Annotated in this window: 16 protein-coding genes and 1 pseudogene; 3 read left to right on the forward strand and 14 right to left on the reverse strand. The window is 70.6% G+C overall.

The genetic code is table 11. From position 1 onward, the window contains the following. Window positions 1–165 precede the first annotated feature (165 nt). Window positions 166–1,650, forward strand: a complete 1,485-nt coding sequence (locus L2C96_RS04350; RefSeq protein WP_237335226.1) for an APC family permease — start codon at window positions 166–168, stop codon at window positions 1,648–1,650. Between the two features lie 72 nt (window positions 1,651–1,722). After that, a pseudogene (locus L2C96_RS04355) lies at window positions 1,723–3,309 on the forward strand (CocE/NonD family hydrolase). Between the two features lie 139 nt (window positions 3,310–3,448). On the opposite strand, the gene L2C96_RS04360 reads toward L2C96_RS04355, so the two are convergent. Beyond that, window positions 3,449–4,606, reverse strand: coding sequence for an epoxide hydrolase family protein (locus L2C96_RS04360; RefSeq protein WP_237335337.1), 1,158 nt, complete (start codon window positions 4,604–4,606; stop codon window positions 3,449–3,451). A 94-nt stretch (window positions 4,607–4,700) separates the two neighbouring features. Between L2C96_RS04360 and L2C96_RS04365 the strand changes: the two genes are divergently transcribed. Continuing rightward, window positions 4,701–5,300, forward strand: coding sequence for a TetR/AcrR family transcriptional regulator (locus L2C96_RS04365; RefSeq protein ID WP_237335227.1), 600 nt, complete (start codon window positions 4,701–4,703; stop codon window positions 5,298–5,300). A gap of 25 nt (window positions 5,301–5,325) precedes the next feature. Here L2C96_RS04365 and L2C96_RS04370 read toward each other — a convergent pair whose 3' ends face one another. From L2C96_RS04370 to L2C96_RS04430, 13 genes are read right to left on the reverse strand one after another with little or no spacing between them, the layout of a single operon-like run. Continuing rightward, window positions 5,326–6,579, reverse strand: coding sequence for an SLC13 family permease (locus L2C96_RS04370; protein WP_237335228.1), 1,254 nt, complete (start codon window positions 6,577–6,579; stop codon window positions 5,326–5,328). Between the two features lie 50 nt (window positions 6,580–6,629). Then, window positions 6,630–7,772 (reverse strand): 2-methylaconitate cis-trans isomerase PrpF family protein, encoded by a 1,143-nt coding sequence (locus tag L2C96_RS04375; protein WP_237335229.1) that lies wholly within the window; start codon window positions 7,770–7,772, stop codon window positions 6,630–6,632. Continuing rightward, a complete protein-coding gene (locus L2C96_RS04380; RefSeq protein ID WP_237335230.1) occupies window positions 7,769–9,112 on the reverse strand; it encodes an MmgE/PrpD family protein in 1,344 nt (447 codons plus the stop codon). Before L2C96_RS04380 ends, L2C96_RS04375 begins: the two co-directional genes overlap by 4 nt. A gap of 5 nt (window positions 9,113–9,117) precedes the next feature. Beyond that, complete coding sequence (locus L2C96_RS04385) at window positions 9,118–10,617, reverse strand: long-chain-fatty-acid--CoA ligase (RefSeq protein ID WP_237335231.1); 1,500 nt, start codon at window positions 10,615–10,617, stop codon at window positions 9,118–9,120. An 11-nt stretch (window positions 10,618–10,628) separates the two neighbouring features. Continuing rightward, entirely contained in the window at window positions 10,629–12,044 is a 1,416-nt protein-coding gene (locus L2C96_RS04390; protein ID WP_237335232.1) for an MmgE/PrpD family protein, read from the reverse strand. Then, a complete protein-coding gene (locus L2C96_RS04395; protein WP_237335233.1) occupies window positions 12,041–12,802 on the reverse strand; it encodes an ABC transporter permease in 762 nt (253 codons plus the stop codon). Before L2C96_RS04395 ends, L2C96_RS04390 begins: the two co-directional genes overlap by 4 nt. Further along, on the reverse strand, window positions 12,799–13,608 hold the full coding sequence (locus L2C96_RS04400; protein WP_237335234.1) for an ABC transporter permease: 810 nt from the start codon (window positions 13,606–13,608) through the stop codon (window positions 12,799–12,801). The genes L2C96_RS04395 and L2C96_RS04400 overlap by 4 nt, the downstream gene beginning before the upstream one ends. Then, window positions 13,605–14,423, reverse strand: coding sequence for an ABC transporter ATP-binding protein (locus L2C96_RS04405; protein ID WP_237335235.1), 819 nt, complete (start codon window positions 14,421–14,423; stop codon window positions 13,605–13,607). The genes L2C96_RS04400 and L2C96_RS04405 overlap by 4 nt, the downstream gene beginning before the upstream one ends. Next, window positions 14,420–15,421, reverse strand: a complete 1,002-nt coding sequence (locus tag L2C96_RS04410; RefSeq protein WP_237335236.1) for an ABC transporter substrate-binding protein — start codon at window positions 15,419–15,421, stop codon at window positions 14,420–14,422. Before L2C96_RS04410 ends, L2C96_RS04405 begins: the two co-directional genes overlap by 4 nt. Then, window positions 15,418–15,951 carry a LeuD/DmdB family oxidoreductase small subunit gene (locus L2C96_RS04415; RefSeq protein WP_237335237.1) on the reverse strand — a complete coding sequence of 178 codons (534 nt, stop codon included), beginning with the start codon at window positions 15,949–15,951 and terminating at the stop codon, window positions 15,418–15,420. The genes L2C96_RS04410 and L2C96_RS04415 overlap by 4 nt, the downstream gene beginning before the upstream one ends. Continuing rightward, window positions 15,948–17,210 (reverse strand): 3-isopropylmalate dehydratase large subunit, encoded by a 1,263-nt coding sequence (locus L2C96_RS04420; protein ID WP_237335238.1) that lies wholly within the window; start codon window positions 17,208–17,210, stop codon window positions 15,948–15,950. Before L2C96_RS04420 ends, L2C96_RS04415 begins: the two co-directional genes overlap by 4 nt. After that, entirely contained in the window at window positions 17,203–18,060 is an 858-nt protein-coding gene (locus L2C96_RS04425; RefSeq protein ID WP_237335239.1) for an isocitrate lyase/PEP mutase family protein, read from the reverse strand. The genes L2C96_RS04420 and L2C96_RS04425 overlap by 8 nt, the downstream gene beginning before the upstream one ends. Next, complete coding sequence (locus L2C96_RS04430) at window positions 18,053–18,826, reverse strand: IclR family transcriptional regulator (RefSeq protein ID WP_237335240.1); 774 nt, start codon at window positions 18,824–18,826, stop codon at window positions 18,053–18,055. Before L2C96_RS04430 ends, L2C96_RS04425 begins: the two co-directional genes overlap by 8 nt. Between the last annotated feature and the right edge of the window lie 265 nt (window positions 18,827–19,091).

Genomic DNA, 19,091 nt, shown 5'->3' on the forward strand with positions numbered 1-19,091 from the left:
GCCCGCGGCTTTCGTCGCCTACCATTCTCCGCACACGACGCTAGTCGCGTTACAAAACCGGACCACAGTCACGTCTTGAGTAGCGTCCCGGGCGGGTGTCCCGGCACCACGGACTGCCGCACCTGTCACCGAATTCTTCCTCCTCCCCGCTCGAGAGGATTCTCGATGAGCAACGAAGTGGATGCCGCGGACGCGACGGTCCCGCGACCCGCAACCGAAACCTCCGCCCCCGCCGGTTCCGCCCGCGAACTCAAGGGACGCATGGGCGTCATCGAGCTGGTGTTCACGGTCCTCGCGTGGTCGGCACCCGTCATGGTGGTGTCGGCGAGCACGCCGTTCATCATCAGCTTCGGCGGGACCGGCGCCCCGCTGGCCTACGTGATCGCCATGGCCGTCCTGCTGGTCTTCTCCGTCGGCTACACCACCATGACGCGCTACGTCGACAACCCCGGCGCGTTCTACGCCTACATCACCGCCGGACTGGGCCGGGCGCCCGGGCTCGGCGCGAGTTTCCTGGCGATCGTCGGCTACCTGTTCATGGCCGTCGCGACCTACATGTTCATCGGCGTCTCGCTCAACACCCTCCTGGAGACAATCGGGGCTCCCACCGTGCCGTGGTTCGTCTACACGTTCGGGGTGCTGGTGATCACGGGCGTGCTCGGCTACTTCCGCATCGACCTGTCCGCCAAGGTGCTCTCGGTCGTCATGGTGTGCGAGATCGTCATCGTCGGCATCTTCGACGGCGCGGTCCTGGGCCACGGCGGCGGCCCCGAGGGCGTGCCGCTCACGTCCTTCACGTGGGGTGCCTTGATGTCCGGGTCCGTGGGCGTCGCGGTGTTGTTCTCCGCCCTGAGTTTCGGCGGGTTCGAGGCCACGGCCGTCTTCCGGGAGGAGACGAAGGACCCGCACCGCACGGTCCCCCGCGCCACGTACCTGGCCGTCGGCGCGATCGGCGTCTTCTACATCGCCGCGACCTGGTTGCTCATCGCGGCCTACGGTCCGTCACAGGCGAACGCGGCCGCGGCCGCGGATCCGACCGGGATGTTCTCCACCGCCGTGGAGCAGTTCGTGGGCGTGTGGGCCAGGGACGTGGTCACGGTGCTGGTCGTGACGTCGGCGTTCGCGGCGCTGTTGTCGGTGCAGAACATCGTTTCCCGGTACTGCTATTCGCTGGCTGTCGACCGCGTGCTGCCCGCCCGGATGGCCAAGGTCCACCCGCGCCACGGCTCGCCGCACGTGAGCTCGGTGACCGTGAGCCTCGTCCTGTTCGCGGTCCTGCTGGCGTTCAGCGGGATCGGCTCGCCCGAGCTGTGGTACGCCCAGCTCGCCGGAACCGGCGGGTTCGCCATCATGGTGCTGATGACGCTGACGAGCCTGGCCGTCATCGTGTTCTTCCGCCGGCGCCGCGACCTCGGGGATTCCCGGCGGTGGCACACGCTCATCGCCCCGCTGCTCAGCGCACTGGGCATGGGCACGGTGCTGTACCTGGCAATCACCAACTTCACCACGTTGACGGGCGGGTCCACCGCCCAGGCTGTTGTCGAGCAGGTGGTCGTCTGGGGTGTGCTCGCCGTCGGCGCGGTGCTCGCCCTGATCTACCGGTTGAAGCGCCCGGGCGTGTACGCCCGCATCGGGCGCCAGAAAGCGTAAGGAGAATCGATGGAGTTCACCCACGTCCCGCCGGGCCCGCTGAGCGACAAGGCCCAGCAGTACATGGTCCGGATGCGCGACGGCGTCCGGCTGGCGACCGACGTGTACCTGCCGGAGGGGGACGGCCCCTTCCCGGTCGTGCTGACCCGCCTGCCGTACGACAAGAACGGCGAGATCATCCGCGTCGACGTGTTCGCCGAGGCGCTGCTCGAGCGGGGGTACGCGCTGGTCGCGCAGGACACCCGCGGCAAGTTCCGCTCCGAGGGCTAGAGGGTCCCCTGGGTCACCGAAGCCCACGACGGCTACGACACGATCGACTGGATCGTGAACCAGCCGTGGTCCAACGGCCGCGTCGGCATGACCGGACTGTCCTATGTGGGCTACACGCAGTGGGCCGCGTTGTCCACGAACCACCCGGCGCTGCGTGCCATCGCGCCCCGGAGCACGAACACGAACCTCGGGGCCGCGCAGCTGACGCCGGGCGAACCCGAGTGGGGGTTCTACTTCAAGTACGTGATGGACTTCTACGCCGTCAACGACCTCCTCGCGCACGAGGAGGACTACGACTGGTCGCGGCGGCCGCTGGTGAACGCGTTCGAGGACGCGGTGGAGCAGATGGGAGTCCGGCCGCCGGCGATGGACATGCACCTGTCCGTCACCCCGCCGCTGCGCCGCTTCCCCGAGGGACATCCCCTCGACGCGAAGCCCGTTCCCGTGCTGCTCTCACTCGGGTGGTTCGACCCGTACTGCCGGGGCGAGGCGATGCGTGACTACCACGCGATGACGGCGAACCCGGCGTGGCGGCCGCTGGTCCACCTGCGGCTCGGGCCGACCGACCACGACGACACGCGTCTCGACGACCGGCCGGCCGCCGTGGAGCACCAGGGCAGCATCGACATCCCCCTGCTCACCCCGGAGCAGATCAGGGCGTGGTTCGACGGCGAACTGCGGTTCTTCGACCGGTACCTCAAGGCGGACGCGGACGTCGAGCCGCTGCCGCCGGTGGAGTACCAGCTCGCGCACAGCAGCGAGGTCCGGCACACCGGCTCGTGGCCGCCGCCGGAGGTCACCCGTCGGGTTCTGCATCTGTCTGCCGGACCGGACGACACCAACGGGAACCTGGTGTCGCGGCGGGACGCGGCCGCGACCGCGGTGTCGTGGGTCCACGACCCGGACAAACTGGTGCCGACCGCCACGAACCTGTGGTCCCTGCTGGTCGCCGAATGGCCCGACTACCGGGCGACCACCGATCGCGACGACGTGCTCGCCTTCCGCGGCGAACCGCAGACCGAGCCACTGGAGCTGGCCGGCCCGGTCACGTTCCACGGCACGGTCACCACCACGGGCCCGGAGATGGACCTGTTCGCGTTCCTGCTCGACCTCGAGCCGGACGGCAGCGCGCGCTTCATCTGCCGCGGGCAGCAACGGCTGACCGCCACCGACCCGACGGAGGTGACGATGTCAGTCGGCGAGGCCGGATACGTGGTGCGGCCGGGCCACTCGCTCCTGCTGATGCTGTGCAGCAGTGACTACCCCGACTTCATCCCCCTGACCGGCACGCGGGAACGCTGGTGGTTCGCCACGTCGATGCGCGCCACGACGCAAACACTGGAAATCGGCGGCCGGGCCGGCGCGCGGCTTGAACTGACCGTGCTCTGATCGCCCGCCGGGCTCTTCCGGCACCCCAGGCGGTAGCAGCCGACGCCCGCGCGGACAGCAGGCCCTTCGCGGCGAGCCACGACGTCAGGACCGGACCGCACCTGGGGACCGGGCGCTCGAGCTCGGGAACGCACGCGTATCACCCGGGCTGTTTGGAACGAAGGGGGCGCAGGCCGGTGCGGATTTCGCTGACCAGGATCTCGGGCTGTTCCAAGGCCGCGAAGTGCCCGCCCTTGCCTGCCTCGCCGTAGTGGATCAGAGTGCTGTAGGTGTCTTCGATCCAGCTTCGTGGCAGGCGTGGGATGTCCCGCGGGAAGACGGTCACCGCGACCGGAATGGTCAGCTTCGGGCCGGCGAACGTGGCCGATCTGTTCTCCCAGTAGATGCGGCCGGCCGACGCCGCGCTGTTGGTGAACCAGTAGAGCGATATCGCGTCGAGCATGTCGTCCACGCTGAGGACGTCCTCGGCGAGCCCGTGGTTGTCGGTTTTGGACTGGAACTTCTCGTAGATCCAGGCTGCCTGGCCGGCGGGCGAGTCCGCCAGGGCGAATCCGACGGTCTCCGGCTTGGTGCCCTGGAGGTGATTCGAACCACCGAGCTCGCCGGTGTAGCGGGCGAGGGTCGCCACCGCGTGGCGCTGTTCGGGCGACAAGGTGTCTGGTATCTGCGCGGGAAAGGCGTACTGGGTGTTCAGGTGGATTCCGAGCAGCCCCTCGGGTTGCATGGCCCCGAGGGTGGTGGTGACGACGGCACCCCAATCGCCGCCTTGCGCGGCCCATTTCGGGTAGCCGAGACGCGTCATCAGCTCTACCCACGCGCGGGCGATGCGCGACACGGTCCACCCGGTCTCGGTGGGCTTCTGGGAGAACCCGAACCCGGGCAGCGACGGGACGACGACGTCGAACGAATCGGCGGCGTCTCCGCCGAAGGAAACCGGATCGGTCAGCGGGCCGATCAGCTTCAAGAACTCCACGATCGAGCCCGGCCATCCGTGCGTGAGGATCAGCGGCATCGCGCCGGGATTTTTCGACCTGACGTGGATGAAGTGGATGTCCAGCCCATCGATCTCGGTCAGGAACTGGGGGAAGCGATTGAGCTCGGTTTCGAAGCGCCGCCAGTCGTAGCCGTGCTCCCAGTAGTCGACCAGTGATCTGGCGTTCTCCACGCGAACCCCTTGCGACCAGTCGCCCACCGTTTCCGGATCCGGCCACCGAGTTCTGGCCAGTCGCTGCTTCAGGTCGTCGATCTCCGACGCCGGGATCGAGACCGTGAACGGGCGGACGAGGGGTGCGGTCATGGCGTTCTTCACTTTCCTGAGCCTCGGCGCAACCACTCGTTGCACACTGGTGTGCAAGCTACTCCATTGCACACCAGTGTGCAACAATGGAGCCGTGCCCACCGACTCCTCCCGTCGGCGGTCGACGAACGAGACACGCGACCGCATCCTCGACGTCGCCCTCCAGGTGCTGGGAGACAACCCCGACGCCGGAATGGGCGACATCGCCTCCGCGGCCGGCGTCGTCCGCCGCACGGTCTACGGTCATTTCCCCTCGCGCCTCGACCTGATCCGGACACTCGCGGAACGGGCCGTCGCCGAGATGACCGCCGTCCTCTCCGAGGTCGACGCCGCCCACGCGGAAGCGGACGCGACGTGGGCCGAATTCGTCGCCCGCATCTGGCCGGTGGCGCACCGGTACCGAGTGCTGCTGGCGCTACGCCGCGGCGAGTACGGCGAGGCGATCCACGGCCTGCTCGGACCACTCGACGAGCTCCTCGCCGACCTCGTGAAACGGGGCCAGGACAGCGACGTATTCGCACAGCACCTGCCGACAGGCACGCTGAGCCAGCTGGCCTACGGCGCCGTGTTCGCCATCGCGGACAGCGACCTGTCGAACGCAACCAACGGCGCCCGGGCAGCGACGATCACGAGCCTGCTGATGCTGGGAGTTCCCGAGACGCGCGCGATCGCTCTCGTGGGCGACCAGCGCTGACCCGAGGGCGATCCCGGCATCGAACTCACAGCCACCCGGGTGCTACGAGGATCGACCAGCTCAGCAGGGGGCCCACGACCGCCATCGCCCCCGAGAAGCGGAGCAGACCGCGGTAGATCGTGCGCCGTTCCGGCTCGGGGGCGTTGGCCATCGCGATCGCGCCGCCGGTCGAGAACGGGGACACGTCCACCAGGGACGAGGAGATCGCCAGTGCGGCGACGAACCCGATCGCCCCGATCTCGCCCGTCGCGATCAGCGGCACCGTCAGCGGGATGACCGCGCCGAGGATGCCCGTCGTCGACGCGAACGCGGACACCACCGCCCCGATGAGGCAGATCAGCAGCCCGGCGAGCAGCGGTGAATCGACCCCGGCGACCGACGTGCCGAGCCAGTCGATCGTCCCGTTGCGCTGCAGCACCCCGATGTAGGTCAGGATGCCCGCCATCAGCAGGATGATGTCCCAGCTGACCTCCTTCACGGCGCTACGGCTCGTCGCGGGGAACGTCAGCGCCAGCACCGCCGCCACGGTCAGTGCCAGGAACCCGATGTCGAGGCCGAAGACGAGCGACCCGACGGTCAGCACGACGAAACCGAGCAGGGTCAGGCCCTGCTGCGGGCTCAGCGACGTCGACGGCGGCGCGGTGGCGGCTCCAGGGCTGTCGGCGGCCACCACAGCCGGAGCCTGACGTCGCGCCAGGAGCAGGTAGGTGGCCACGGCGACGGCGGTGCCGATGCCGAACGTGCTCGCGAACAGCAACAGCGGATCACTCGCCAGCCCGTTCTTCTCCTGCACGCCATGCACGATGACGCCGAGCAGGCCGGTGGGCGCGAACGAGCCCGCGGTCGACCCGAGCCCGATCAGGATGCTCACGAGCAACGGCCTGAGGCCGTGGGCGGTGGCGAAGCTCATCGCGATCGGCATCAGGATCGCGCCCACCGCGGGCGGCAGCGCGCCGATCCCGCAGATCGCGGTCGAGAGCAGGAAGAAGACCCACGGGATCGCGGATGTGCGGCCGCCGGCGAGCCGGAAGGTCGCTTCGACCAGCCACTGTACGGTGCCGTTGTTCTTGGCGATGGCGAACAGGTAGGTGATGCCGACGAGCACGACGAACAGCTCAGCGGGGAACGAGGCGAGCAGGTCGTCCGGTGATTCACCGCCGACGAGGCTGCCCACGAAGAACGCGGCGACGAGCCCGACCACGCCCATGTTGACCGGGCGGACGGTGGCGAGGGCGAGGACAGCGGCGAGCACGCCGATGGACAGCAGGGCTGTGGGCATGACGATCTCCCGAGCGAAGCGACGGTGGTTGGCTGGGATCGGTGCGGTGTTTACGCGGCGGGGCGCGGGTAGTAGGCCGCGCCGTCCATGAGGCGCCGCGCGGTGCGGCTGAACCCGAGCAGGTCGAAGGACACGTACGGCGGCTCCGAGACCGCGTGGGCGGCCACGCGCGCGGGCGTGATGCCGGACGGGTGTCCGATGAGGACGGTGTCCGGCTCCCGCCGGGTGGCGACGGCATCGACGACCGAGCTGCGGACCCGGGAGGCCGCGGCAAGGCACACCGACGCGGTGCCCGCGATGCTCTCGTGCAGGCGGTTCATGAAGATCAGCCGGACCCGCAGGTCCATGTCCGCAGCGTCGGCGGTCGTGCCGCTCACGGTGCGGTAGCCGCCGGGTGGGGCGACGAGCCCCACCATGGGCAGACCGGGTGACTCGTCGTCCACGCGGCGCCAATCCGTGCACAGGCCAAATTGCGCCGCCGCTTTGCCGCGGATCTCCCGCACTACGTCGAGCACAGTCTCGGAGAAGTCGACTTCGCCGCCGTCGACTCCGAGATCCGCGGCGGGCACCCAGACACACGGGTTCCCGGCGTCGCAGATCGTGGCGCGAACGACGGAACCGTTCTCCAGCACGATCTCGTCGACCGGGTTCCCGGTCGGCAGCAACGCACCGGTCTTGGCCCCCACCGTGCCCGACCAGTCCATGACGATCTCCGCACCCGTGCCCGGCACGCCCGGCACGGCGAAGTCGCCGAGAACAGCGGCCTTGCCCGCGCGGACGGGGACGTGCGCGGTCATCACCGCACCGGTGTTGGTGTTGTGGATGCGGACCAGCGTAACCCCCTCGACCGCGTCGACGAGGCCTTCGTCGATCGCGAACGGGCCGACCCCGGCCGAGATGTTCCCGCAGTTACCAGCGTAGCCGACGCCGGCGCGGTCGATCTCGACCTGGCCGAAGGTGTAGTCGACGTCGGCGTCCTCCCGGGTGGACGGTGCGATGATCGCGAGTTTCGAGGTGATCGGCCGGGAACCACCCAGGCCGTCGATCTGCAGCGGATCCGGGGAACCCATGAGCCGGACGAGCAGGGCATCGCGCTCGGCGCCGGGAGCAGGCAGGTCCGCCTCGTGGAAGTACAGTCCCTTGCTCGTGCCGCCGCGCATCAGGACGCAGCGGACGGTCAGCTGGTCCGTCATGCCGCTCCCCCGCCCGCCAATGTCCGCACGAGTGCGCGCATCGACGACTCCGCCGACAGGCCGAGCACACCGTCCGCGATGCCGTCGGCGTCGTCGAAGACCCGGCCCGCCAGTGTCGCGAACTTCTCGCGGAGCGCGCCGTCGCCGATCCAGTTCTCCGGTTCGCCGAGCGGGACCGGCACCGCGTGGGACAGCGTCGCGCCTCCCGAGTGGACGGTGAGGGTGCCGCCACCCATCGGCACGCTGTCGTCGGCCGACACCGTGATCCGGTCGATCATCGCGACCAGGGCGGGATCGGCGAGGCGCTGGTAGCTGTCCCAGTCCACGTGCCCGTCCAGCCACGCGCACGCGACCTGGAAGTACACGCTGAACTGGGCGTCCACGACGCTGCCCGGCCGGCGTTTCGCCCGGCTGTCCTCACCGACGATCGGCATGGCCGCCGACGGGATCCCGACGTGCAGTTCCGCGCCGGGGTCGGAGTCGCGCAGCGCGAGCGCGGCGTCGACGGCGCCGTGGGTGAGCCGGCACGACGGGTACGGTTTGACGGCGGTGTCGAGCAGCAACCACCTCGTCCCGAGACCATCGGTGAGCGCGCCGGGGTCGGCCTCCCCGGTGTACCCGGTCAGCAGGCCGTACCGACCGTCGAGCGCGTCGGCGGCTCCGCGGACGCCGGTCTCCGCCAGCGTCGCGCACGTCAGCGCGTCGTGGGCGAGGAAACCGGGGTGCAGGCGTTTGTTCCACGCCCCGTTGGCCAGGTACTGCATGCTGCCCGCGGCTTTGCTCAGGGCGAGACCGAAGGCCGAGGCCGTGGTGGCGGCGTCGAACCCGCGCAGCCGGGCCACCGCCGCTACCGCGCCAAAGATCCCCGACACGGCGGTGATGTGGAAGCCGCGCTCGTAGCTGCGCGAGGTCAGCGCGGCGCCGACCCGGCAGCACACCTCGTACCCGACGGCGACCGCGTCGAGGAACGTGCGGCCGTCCACGTCGAGCCGTTCGGCTTCGGCGGCGGCGGCGGGGAAGATCGCGACCCCGGGATGCCCGGTCTGCGCCCGGTTGGTGTCGTCCATGTCCAGGGAATGGGAGTGGACGCCGTTGAGGAACGCCGCGTAGGCCGGGCTGTACCGGCGGGCCACCCCGATCACGGTGGCCTCGCCGCCGTGCGGATCGAGCCGGTCGACAGCGGCGCGCACGGCGGGGCTGCTGTCGGCGTGCGCGGCCGCGAACGCGGCGACGCCGATGTGGTCGAGGAACAGGGCACGCAGGCGGGGGGCGAGCGCCGGGTCCACCTCGGACTCGACGGCGAACCGTGCCAGCATCTCGGTCGAAGCGGGTCCGGTCACGGTGATCAGATCTCCCGCTTGAGGATCTTGCCCGTCGCGGTCATCGGCAACGTGTCACGGAACTCGACGAGGCGCGGGTACTTGTAGGCGGCCAGTCGTTCCTTGCACCAGGCCACGATGTCGGCCTCGGTGACGTCGTCGGAGTCCTTGGCGCGGACGATCACCGCCTTGATTTCCTCTCCGTGGGACGCGTCGGGGACGCCAACGACGGCGGCCAGTGAGACCGCGGGGTGGGTCATCAGCAGCTCCTCGATCTCACGCGGGTACACGTTGAAGCCGCCGCGGATGATGAGGTCCTTGGCGCGGTCCACGATGTAGTAGAAGCCGTCGGCGTCCTTGCGGGCGAGGTCGCCGGTGCGGAACCAGCCATCGCGGAGCACCTCGGCGGTCGCCTCGGGGCGGCCGTGGTAGCCCTTCATCACGTTGTGGCCCTTGATCGCGATCTCGCCGACTTCGCCGGTCACCTCGGACCAGTCGTCGTCGACCAGTTTCATCTCGACGCACGGGATGGGCACGCCGATCGATCCGACGCGGGGTTCCTCGCCGTAGACGGAGAACGACGCCACCGGTGAGGTTTCCGACAGGCCGTAGCCTTCGAGGATCGTGACGCCGAACCGCTCCCGGAAGTCCCGGTGCACCTCGCCCGGCAGCGCCGAGCCGCCGGACACCGCCACGCGCAGGCGAGCGGCCAGCGCGGACACGTCCACGCTCTCGTCCAGCGCGCCCAGCAGGCCCCAGTACATCGTGGGCACGCCGGCGAAGAACGTCACGGTCTCCCGGAGCATCAACCCCAGCGCGGCCCGCGGCTCGAACCGCGGCAGCATGATGATCGTGCCGCCGAAGGCGATGGCGCCGTTCTGCACGACCGTCTGCCCGAACGAGTGGAACAGCGGCAGCACGCACAGGTAGGTGTCCGGGTTCGCCGGGTCGGCGGCGAACAGGTCCCGGCCGGCCAGCGCGTTGTCGCGCATGTTGCGGTGCCGCAGTTCCGCACCCTTGGGCCGGCCGGTGGTGCCCGAGGTGTAGAGGATGACCGCGGTGTCGTCGTCGTCAACGTCGGCGGTGTCGAACTCGGTGGGCTCGCCCGCCCAGGGCGGGGGCGCCGCGGCGGGCAGGACGAACAGCGAGCAGGTCGCTGAAACAGCTTCCGCTGCCCACTCCCCTATTGGCAGGTCCGCAGTGCCCTCGAAGGCGAAGTAGGCGACCGCGCCGGAATCGCTGAGGTGGTAGGCGATCTCACGGGGTTTGAGCAGCACGTTCAGCGGCACCACCGTCGCGCCCGCCTTGAGGATTCCGAAGTAGACGATCGTGAAGTGCGGCAGGTTGGGGCAGGACAACGCGACCTTGTCCCCCGGGCGCACGCCGTGGCGCGCCAGGAGGTTCGCGACCTGGTTGGCGGCGCGGTCGAGCTGTGCGTAGCCGATCCGATTGTCGCCGATGACGATCGCGGTGCGGTCGGGGTGTTCCGCGGCGGTGCCGGTGAGCAGGGTGGCCAGGTTCGTCATGGGAGGTCCTCTCACAGGGTCACGGACAACGCGGGCACGGCGCCCGCGAGCTCGCGGACCAGGACCGACACGTCCGGCAGGGAGTCGAGGTCCAGCACCATCCGCTCGATGCGCGCCCATCGGCCGGTGATGCCGATCGACTCGGCGAGGCGGCGCGCCTTGTCCACCACGGCCGGGTTCGGCAGGGGCCGCGTCGGGCCGCCGAGCGGGCCGTCCACCTCGATCTCCACGGTGCCGCCGTCGCGCAGCGCGAGCCGCATACGGGTGCGAAACCGGTCCTGGGGCGTGTCGAAGTCCGGGCAGTGGTGGACTTCGACGCGGTCCAGCACGGACCAGACGTCGTCGGCGGCGATCCGGTCGCGGGTGAACTGCCCGGCGAGGACCTCGCCGTCCAGCAGGGCGACCGACACGGCGTAGCCGATGTTCATCTGCGCGCCGATCGTCTCCAGTGGACGCTCCGGCCGCCACCAGCCGTGGTGGTAGGCGGCGTGCGACACTTCCACCGAGATCGACACGACGTCCTCGGCCGTGATGCCGCGCGACCGGGCTTCCAGCGCGCAGTCGATGGGCGCGTGGGTCGCGGCCATGGCCGCGTAGGCCTTCACCCCGGTGTCGGTGAGCACCCACTCCTCCCCCAGCCCGGCGGTGATCAGCTCCGCGCGTGGGTCGTGTCCCTCGCCGAAGGTGGCGAGGAACCCGCCGTACTCGCGCTCGTACACGCGCTTGATCCCGGTGTAGCCGGCTTCGGCGAGCGCCGCGGCGTAGAGACCGTTGCGGGCGGCGAAACCGTGGTGCATCCGCTTGGACATGGCCTCGTACTGGGCAGCCATCAGCCCGGCCGACTGGGTCGCGGCCAGCCCGAGGGCGTCCTCGACGCGCGCGGCGTCCAGCCGCCGCAGCCACGCCGACGTCGCAGCACTGGCGTGGGTGCCGAACACCGCGCCGGAGTGCCAGCCGCGGGAGAGCATTTCGGCGCCGTGCAGCGCCAGCCCCACCCGGGGACCGACCTCGTACCCGGCGATCAGCGCCGTGAGCAGGTCCCGCCCGGACACCGTGCGGTCGAGGGTCGCGATGGTGCTGACCGCGCTCGGGACGACGAGCGAGTTGCTGTGCAGCGGCGCCCGCACGTGGTAGTCGTCCAGTTCGAACCCCTGGATGAAGGTGCCGTTGAGCAGGCACGCCGCGGGTGCGGACGTGGTGCGGTCCCATCCCAGCAACGGCACGTCGCCCTTGCCCTCCAGGGCGAGCACGGCGTCCACGGCCCGCTCGGACCACGGGAGCCGGGCGCCGACCAGCGCGCACACCAGCCCGTCGAGCAGGAGGTGCCGCGCCCGCTCGCGCACTGTTTCCGGGATGTCGTCGTGTCGCAGGCCGGCGATCCAGGTCGCCAGGCCGCCGGTCACGCCGTCGGGGTCGGTCGGGTTCACGCGCTCACCTCGTAGCGGTTGCGGATGCGGGATTCCAGTTGCTGCAGGGCCAGTGTCGGCAGGAGCGCGAGGACCCCGATCAGGAGGACCTGGCCGATGATGTTCTCCACCCGCGCCAGCGACAGGTTGCGCAGCAGCTCGTAGCCGAGCCCGGAGGAACCGGAGAACATCTCGGCGAGCAGCAGCCCGATCAGCGTGAGGCCGAAGCACAGGCGCATGCCCGAGGCGAGCGAAGGCAGCACGCTGGGCACCACGATCCGCCGCAGCAGCGACCACCGGGACATGCCCAGGCTCGCCGACAGTTTCAGGTGCAGCCGCCGCACCCCGGCGGTGGCCTCCACCATGATCAGGAACATCGGCAGCACCCCGGACACGAAGGCGAAGGAACCCCTGCTGAGGTCGCCGATGCCCAGGAACAGCAGGAAGATCGGGTACAGGACGATCTTCGGGACGCTGTTGAGCGCGTACACGACCGGCAGGGTGGCCCGCGACCAGAACGCGCTCAGGCCGAGGAGCATGCCGGTGACCGCGCCGGCGGCGATGGCCGCGGCGTAGGACAGCAGCAGCACGCGGGCGGTGTCGCCGACGCTGCCGAGGAACCGGCTGTCGGTGATGTCCGACCGCAGGCTCCGCAGGGCCTCGCCCGGTCCGGGGTAGACAACGCTGTCGGCGAGGCCGGCCGTCACCGTCCACACCGCAACGAGGGCGACGGCGAGGACCAGCGGCGGCACCCATCCGGGGCTGCGGCGGGCGCTCATCGCCGCCGCCAGTCGAACGCGCTCAGCGCCGCACCGAGCGCGAGGTTGGCGAGCAGCGCGAAGACGCTGACGAACACGATGCCCGCGTACATGTCGAGGGTGTCGAAGTTGTTGTAGGCCCGGTTGACCACCTGCCCGAGCCCGGTGGTGGCGAGGATGAACTCCGTAGCGAGCACGGCGATGATCGCGTAGGCCAGGCCCAGCTTCAGCCCGGCGAGGATGTCCGGCAACGCCGCGGGCAGCAGGATCTTGCGCAGCTGCTGCGCCCGGGTCATCTCCAGCGACCGGGCGAGTTTGGTGGCGATCGGCGGCGTCGACTCGAACCCGACAAGGGCGTGCGAGATGACGATGACGACGCTGAACAACGTGGCCAGCAGGACGATGGGCAGCACGCCGGTCCCGAACATCACCACCATCACCGGGTAGAGCGCGAAGACCGGGAGCGCGTAGAACACGTTGACGTAGGGCTTCACGGCCCGGTGCATCCAGCGGGAGCGGGCCATGGCGTAGGCGACGGCGACCCCGGCGACCGCCGAGGCGGCGAAGCTCACGCAGATGAGCAGGACGCTGCGCAGCAGCGCGCCGACGACGAACTCGCGGTCGCCGAGCAGCTCGATCGCGCGGGCGGCCATCTCGCTGACCGGGATGAGGTCGAGCCGGGAGACCGCGCCCGACCGCGCGTACAGCTCGACGGCGGCGATGGTCCCGATGACGAGGACGACCGTCCACGCCGGGGAGGGCAGCCCGGCGACCCGGCGCGGGGTCGGCCGCACGTAGGACGGGACGACAGAGGACCTGGTCTTCATCGCTCGCTCCTCATCGCGACCTCGGCCTCGGTGCGGATCTGCGCCCAGATCCGCTCCTGGGCCGCCGTTGCCGCCGGTTCGGCCAGCACGGCGTGCGCGCGCGGCCGGGGCAGATCGACGGGGACCTCGTCGATGAACGTGCCGGGGCGGCGGCCCATCACCAGCACGCGGTCCGACAGCAGCACCGCCTCCTGGATGCTGTGGGTGATGAACAGGACCCCGCACCCGATGGTCTCGACCACGCGGAGGAGTTCCTCGGCCATCAGCATGCGGGTCTGCTCGTCGAGCGCGCCGAACGGCTCGTCGGCGAGGATGAGGTCCGGGTCCATGGACATCGCGCGGGCCATGGCGACGCGTTGCCGCATGCCGCCCGACAGCTGCGCCGGGTAGTGGTTCTCGAACCCGCCGAGCCCGACGATCTCGACGAGTTCCCTGGCCCGGTCCCGTCGTTCCTTCCGGCCGACGCCGCGCACCTCCAGTGCGAAGGCGACGTTGTCGACGACGGTGCGCCACGGCAGGGTCGCCGACTCCTGGAAGACGATCGCCGTGCGCCGGCGGGGACCGGTGAGCGGCGCGCCGTCCACTTCGACGCGGCCGCGCGCCGGGTCCTGGAGGGCGCCGATGATCTCCAGCAGGGTCGACTTCCCGCACCCGCTGGGCCCGACGACGGACACGAACTCGCCGCGTCCGATGGTGAGGTCGACGGGTCCGAGCGCGTGGACGGGGCCGAAGTGCTGTTCCACGCCTTCGACGCGCACGATCGGCGTGGTCGTGGTGGACGCGGTGCCGCGCTGCGCCTGCGTCTGCGTGTTCACCGGGTGCCCTCGCATTCGGCCGGGAGCGTGGCGGGCACGTTCGCGGGCAGGTAGGTCTTCTGGAACAGGTCGCAGAACTTCAGGTCGGTGCGGTTCATGGCGAGGCGCTGGGCGTCGACGGCCTGCTGGATGGCTTCGGCGTCGAAGCCGGCGCCCCAGTTGTCGTAGCTGATGGCCTTTTCGACGATCGTGGTCGCTGCGGCGACGTCGATGTCGATGTAGTCGGCGTAGAGCTGCGCGGCCTTGGCGGGGTTGGCGCGGATGAAGTCGACGGCTTCGGCGTAGCCGGCGACCACGGCCTTGACGGTGTCGGGGTTGCGCTCGGCGAACTCCGGGGTCGTGGTGATCACGCTCTGCTGGAACTTCTTCAGGTGGTCGGCGCTGGAGACGACCACGCGGAACTTGCCGGTCTTCGCCACCACCGACGGCGGGACGACGGCGACGTCGACGGACCCGGCCTCCAGCAGCGCGACTCCCTCGCCGGCACCGCCGGAGGAGACCCGCTCGATGTCCTGGGTCGCGCCCGCGACCTTGGGCAGGATGTAGGACAGGGCCTGGGTGACCGACTGCGGGTTGGTGTAGGCCCACTTGTGGACGTCGTTGATGGTCTGCACGCGCGTGTTGCCGGCGAGCGTGTAGAAGTCGAGGCCGTAGACGCTCTGCGTCGCGCCGGCCACGACTGTCAGCGGGGTGCCCGCTTCGCTGGACTCCAGCACCGACGTGAAGCCGACGTCGGCCATGGGCAGGTCGCCGCTGAGCATGTTGCGGACGGTGGTGCCGCCGCCCTTGCCCGGCACGATTTCACCGATGGTCACGCCCCGCTTGGCGAAGAAGCCCTGGTCCTTGCCGACCAGCCAGGGGATCGAGTAGGGCTCGGAGGCGTTGCTGACCGCGATGTCGAACGAGGTCACGCCGGCCGTGTCCGCGCTACCTCCGCATCCGCTGAGCACCAGTGCGGCGGCGGCCGCGCCGGCGATCAGAGCTGTCGCGCGCTTCATGTGTTTCCTCCTGTGGTCGCGTCGTTGCGATCCAGGAAGCCGGCGGCTTCCAGGCGGTTGATCAGCCCGCCGCCGGCGATGAGCTCGACGACGAAGGCGGGCAGGGGCTCGATGTGGTGCTCGGTCCCCCGGGTTTCGTTGCGCAGCAGGCCCGCGGCCGCATCGATGTCGAGGACGTCGCCCTCGTCGATCAACGTGCGCGCGTCCGGCACGGTGAGCGCCGGGAGGCCGTAGTTGAGGGCGTTGCGGTGGAACAGCGAGTTGTACTGTTCGGCGACCAGGCACGAGATTCCCAAGTGGACGAACAGCTCGGCGCACGCGCGGCTGGAGCCGAGGCCGAAGTTGCGCCCCGCGACGACGATGTCGCCCGGCTCGACGAGCTTGGGCCAGCCGGGCCGGGTTGCGTCGAACATGTGCTGCGCCGCTTCTTCGACGGGCAGCTTCATCGCGAAGCCCGGGTACATGTCGTCGGTGTTGATCTCGTCGCCGAACACCCAGGCCCGTCCCCGGGCACGCAGGGGTGAGGTCATGCGGCCACCTCCGCGACCTGGTCGGGCCCGGCGATGTAGCCGGTGAGCGCGGACGCCGCGACGGTGGCGGGCGAGGCCATGTACACCTGTGCCTCGGTGCTGCCCATGCGGCCGCGGAAGTTGCGGGTGCTGGAGGTGACGCACACTTCGCCCGGGGCGAGCACCCCCATGTGGTAGCCGAAGCACGCGCCGCACGTGGAGTTGGTGACCACCGCGCCGGCCTCGACGAGGGTGCTGACGTAGCCGCGCCGGACGGCCTCCAGGTAGACCTGCTGGGAGGCGGGGGTGACGATGAGCCGCACGCCCGGCGCGACCTTGCGGCCTGCGACGACGCGGGCCGCGACCTCCAGGTCGGCGAGCTGCCCGTTGGCGCAGGACCCGATGAACGCCTGGTCGATGCGCGTGCGGTCGAGGCCGGACAGCGGCACGGCGTTGTTGATGACGGTGCCCGGCAGGGCCACCATCGGCTCGACGGCGCCGAGGTCGAGCGTGCGCAGGTCGGCGTAGGCGGCGTCCGGGTCGGGGTCGCTGCGGGTGTAGTCCGTGCCCGGGGCCACGTCCGCCAGGAACTCCTCGGTGAGCGCGTCGCACGGGAACAGCGTGAAGTCCGCGCCGATCTCAGCTCCCTGCGTGGCGATGGTCCGCCGGTCGGACATCGGCACCGACGCCAGGCCGGGGCCGCCGAACTCCAGCGCGTGGTCGGTGGCGTCGCCGTAGCGGCCGGAGATCGTCAGGAAGATGTCCTTGCCGTTGACGTGGGCGGGTTTCGTGCCGGTGAGTTCGTAGCGGATCGTCGGCGGCACGCGGTACCAGGTGCGGCCGGTGCACAGCATCTGGAGGATCTCCAGCGGCCCCAGCCCGCGTGCGGCGGAGTTCAGCGCCCCGCCGGCGCAGGTGTGGGAGTCGGTGCAGCACACGACGGTCCCGGGCAGCACGAGGCCCTGCTCGGCGATGACCTGGTGGACGATGCCGTGCCGGCCCACGTCGTAGAACCGGTCGATGCCGTGCTTGGCGACGAACGCGCGCGCCTTGGCGCCGTGGCCGGCGTCGCGCGGGGTGGGCGCCGGGACGGCGTGGTCGAGGACGACGGCGACCTTGTCCGGGTCGTGGACCGCGCGGACGTCGGCGAGGCGGTCGTGGGCGAACTGGACGTCGATCACCACGGTCATGTCGACGTCGCAGGTGACGATCTGTCCTGGTTGGACGGTGTCGAGACCGGCGGCGCGGGCGAGGATCCGCTCGATGATGGTCTCAGGCACGGGCCGGCTCTTTTCGTGCGCGCCGGGCGGTCCACTCGTCGAGGCCGACGGCTTCGAACAGGGCGCGTGGTCCGGTGACGCGGCCGGAGACGAGGCTGCCACCGGCGATCTCGGACATGGCTGTGGTCATGGCGGCGAAGGCGGCGCCGACAGTGGCGGCGGGCAGGATCGCGCCCGCGTAGCCGAACTGCTCCAGCTGCTCCCGTGACACCTCCGGCGACTTGCCGCCGGGGACGACGTTGAAGATGACGGGGACGCCGACCGCCGCCGGGATCGCCGCGACCTGGTCGAGGGTCTGCGGCGCCTCGACGAAGATCACGTCGGCGCCTGCCGCGACGTAGGCCTTCGCCCGGTCGATCGCGGCGTCGATACCCTCGACGGCGATCGCGTCGGTGCGGGCCACGATCAGGGTTCCCCGGCGGCGGGCCGCGACCGCCGCCTCGATCTTGACGGCGAACTCGTCGGCGGCGATGAGGGACTTGTCGTCGAGGTGGCCGCACCGCTTGGGGAACACCTGGTCTTCGAGCTGCACGGCCGCCGCGCCGGCGTCCTCGTAGGTGCGCACGGTGCGGAAGGTGTTGGTCTCGTCGCCGAAACCGGTGTCAGCGTCGGCGATGACCGGGACGTCGAGGTGCCGCCGGACCACGGCGATCGCGCGGGCCATCTCGGTGACGGTGGTGAGCCCGATGTCGGGCAGGCCTTCGGCGGCGGAGACGGCCGCGCCGGAGACGTAGGCCGCCTCGACACCGGCGCGCGCGGCGACCGCGGCGGAGAGTCCGTCGTAGACGCCGGGTGCGACGAGCAGCCGTTCGCGGCGCAGGAGTCCGGCGAGCACGGTGGCGTCAGGCATCGGCGTGCTCCTCGGCCGGGACGTGCCCCAGGCGGGCCGCGATGGCCCGCGCGGTGGCGGCGACGATCGGGCCGACGCGCTCGGCCTCCTCGCGGTCGAGGCGGATCGAGGGCCCGCCGATCGCCAGGGCCGCCTCCGGCCGTCCGCCGAACCCCATCACCGGGGCGGCGACGGAGTTCAGGCCCACCTCGCGCTCGCTCTCGGTGAAGGCCCAGCCGCGGTCGCGCACCTGGGCCAGCTGTCCGTCCAGCTCTGCGCGCGTGACGACGGTCGAGTCGGTGTAGCGCTCCAGACCGGCGTCGACCGCGGCCCCGAGCGCGGCCTCGTCGAAGGCCATGAAGCACTTGCCGGCCGCACCGGCGTGCAGCGGGAGCACCTGGCCGACGTAGCCGCGGTAGATGACGGAGTGGTGGGACGAGGCGGCCTCCACCAGCACGCGGGTGGCGCCCTGGCGCACGTACAGGCCGGCGCTCTCCCCCGTCACGTCGCGCAGCTGCTCGACGAACGGCCGCGCGACGCCGAGCAGGCTCGACCCCGACCGCGCCGGGGCGCTCCAGACGAGCACCCGCAGGCCGACGCGGTAGGTGTCGCCCTCCCGCACGAGGAGCCCCTCCTGCAGCAGGGTGGACACGATCCGCGCGACGGTCGTCGCGGGCAGCCCGGTGCGGGCGCGGATATCCGCCACCCCGAGCCGAGGCTCGGCCTCGGTGAAGCAATCCAGTACGTCGCACGCGCGCCCGAGCACGCGCACCCCCGGCTCAGCCATCCATCCTCCAAGCACACCGTTCTGCGGTTTCGAAAACCGTATAGCGGTTTTGGACGGTAGAGGGGTGAGCCCGGTCACGTCAAGCTCCGCGGACGTGCGAAGTCGGGACTTGCGACAACTGGGGAGGTGCTGACCAGCGGGTTCACCGGTGCTGCGACAGGGTCGGGGAAGTGCGATGAGACTCCGGCCGGCCGTTCTCTGCGGCATGCACGGAGGCTTACGACCGGATTCCCCGCTACGGCATCGACGGCGGTCTGGCTCCGCG

It is taken from the genome of Amycolatopsis tucumanensis (assembly GCF_021654135.1).
In the GTDB taxonomy this organism is placed as follows: Bacteria; Actinomycetota; Actinomycetes; order Mycobacteriales; family Pseudonocardiaceae; genus Amycolatopsis_E; species Amycolatopsis_E tucumanensis.

What these genes read in the sequence shown, in the direction of transcription:
- L2C96_RS04350 (WP_237335226.1), top strand. Translation starts at nt 166, where the DNA reads ATGAGCAACGAAGTGGATGCCGCGGACGCGACGGTCCCGCGACCCGCA.
- L2C96_RS04360 (WP_237335337.1), bottom strand. Translation starts at nt 4,606, where the DNA reads ATGACCGCACCCCTCGTCCGCCCGTTCACGGTCTCGATCCCGGCGTCG.
- L2C96_RS04370 (WP_237335228.1), bottom strand. Translation starts at nt 6,579, where the DNA reads ATGCCCACAGCCCTGCTGTCCATCGGCGTGCTCGCCGCTGTCCTCGCC.
- L2C96_RS04375 (WP_237335229.1), bottom strand. Translation starts at nt 7,772, where the DNA reads ATGACGGACCAGCTGACCGTCCGCTGCGTCCTGATGCGCGGCGGCACG.
- L2C96_RS04385 (WP_237335231.1), bottom strand. Translation starts at nt 10,617, where the DNA reads ATGACGAACCTGGCCACCCTGCTCACCGGCACCGCCGCGGAACACCCC.
- L2C96_RS04395 (WP_237335233.1), bottom strand. Translation starts at nt 12,802, where the DNA reads ATGAGCGCCCGCCGCAGCCCCGGATGGGTGCCGCCGCTGGTCCTCGCC.
- L2C96_RS04400 (WP_237335234.1), bottom strand. Translation starts at nt 13,608, where the DNA reads ATGAAGACCAGGTCCTCTGTCGTCCCGTCCTACGTGCGGCCGACCCCG.
- L2C96_RS04410 (WP_237335236.1), bottom strand. Translation starts at nt 15,421, where the DNA reads ATGAAGCGCGCGACAGCTCTGATCGCCGGCGCGGCCGCCGCCGCACTG.
- L2C96_RS04415 (WP_237335237.1), bottom strand. Translation starts at nt 15,951, where the DNA reads ATGACCTCACCCCTGCGTGCCCGGGGACGGGCCTGGGTGTTCGGCGAC.
- L2C96_RS04425 (WP_237335239.1), bottom strand. Translation starts at nt 18,060, where the DNA reads ATGCCTGACGCCACCGTGCTCGCCGGACTCCTGCGCCGCGAACGGCTG.
- L2C96_RS04430 (WP_237335240.1), bottom strand. Translation starts at nt 18,826, where the DNA reads ATGGCTGAGCCGGGGGTGCGCGTGCTCGGGCGCGCGTGCGACGTACTG.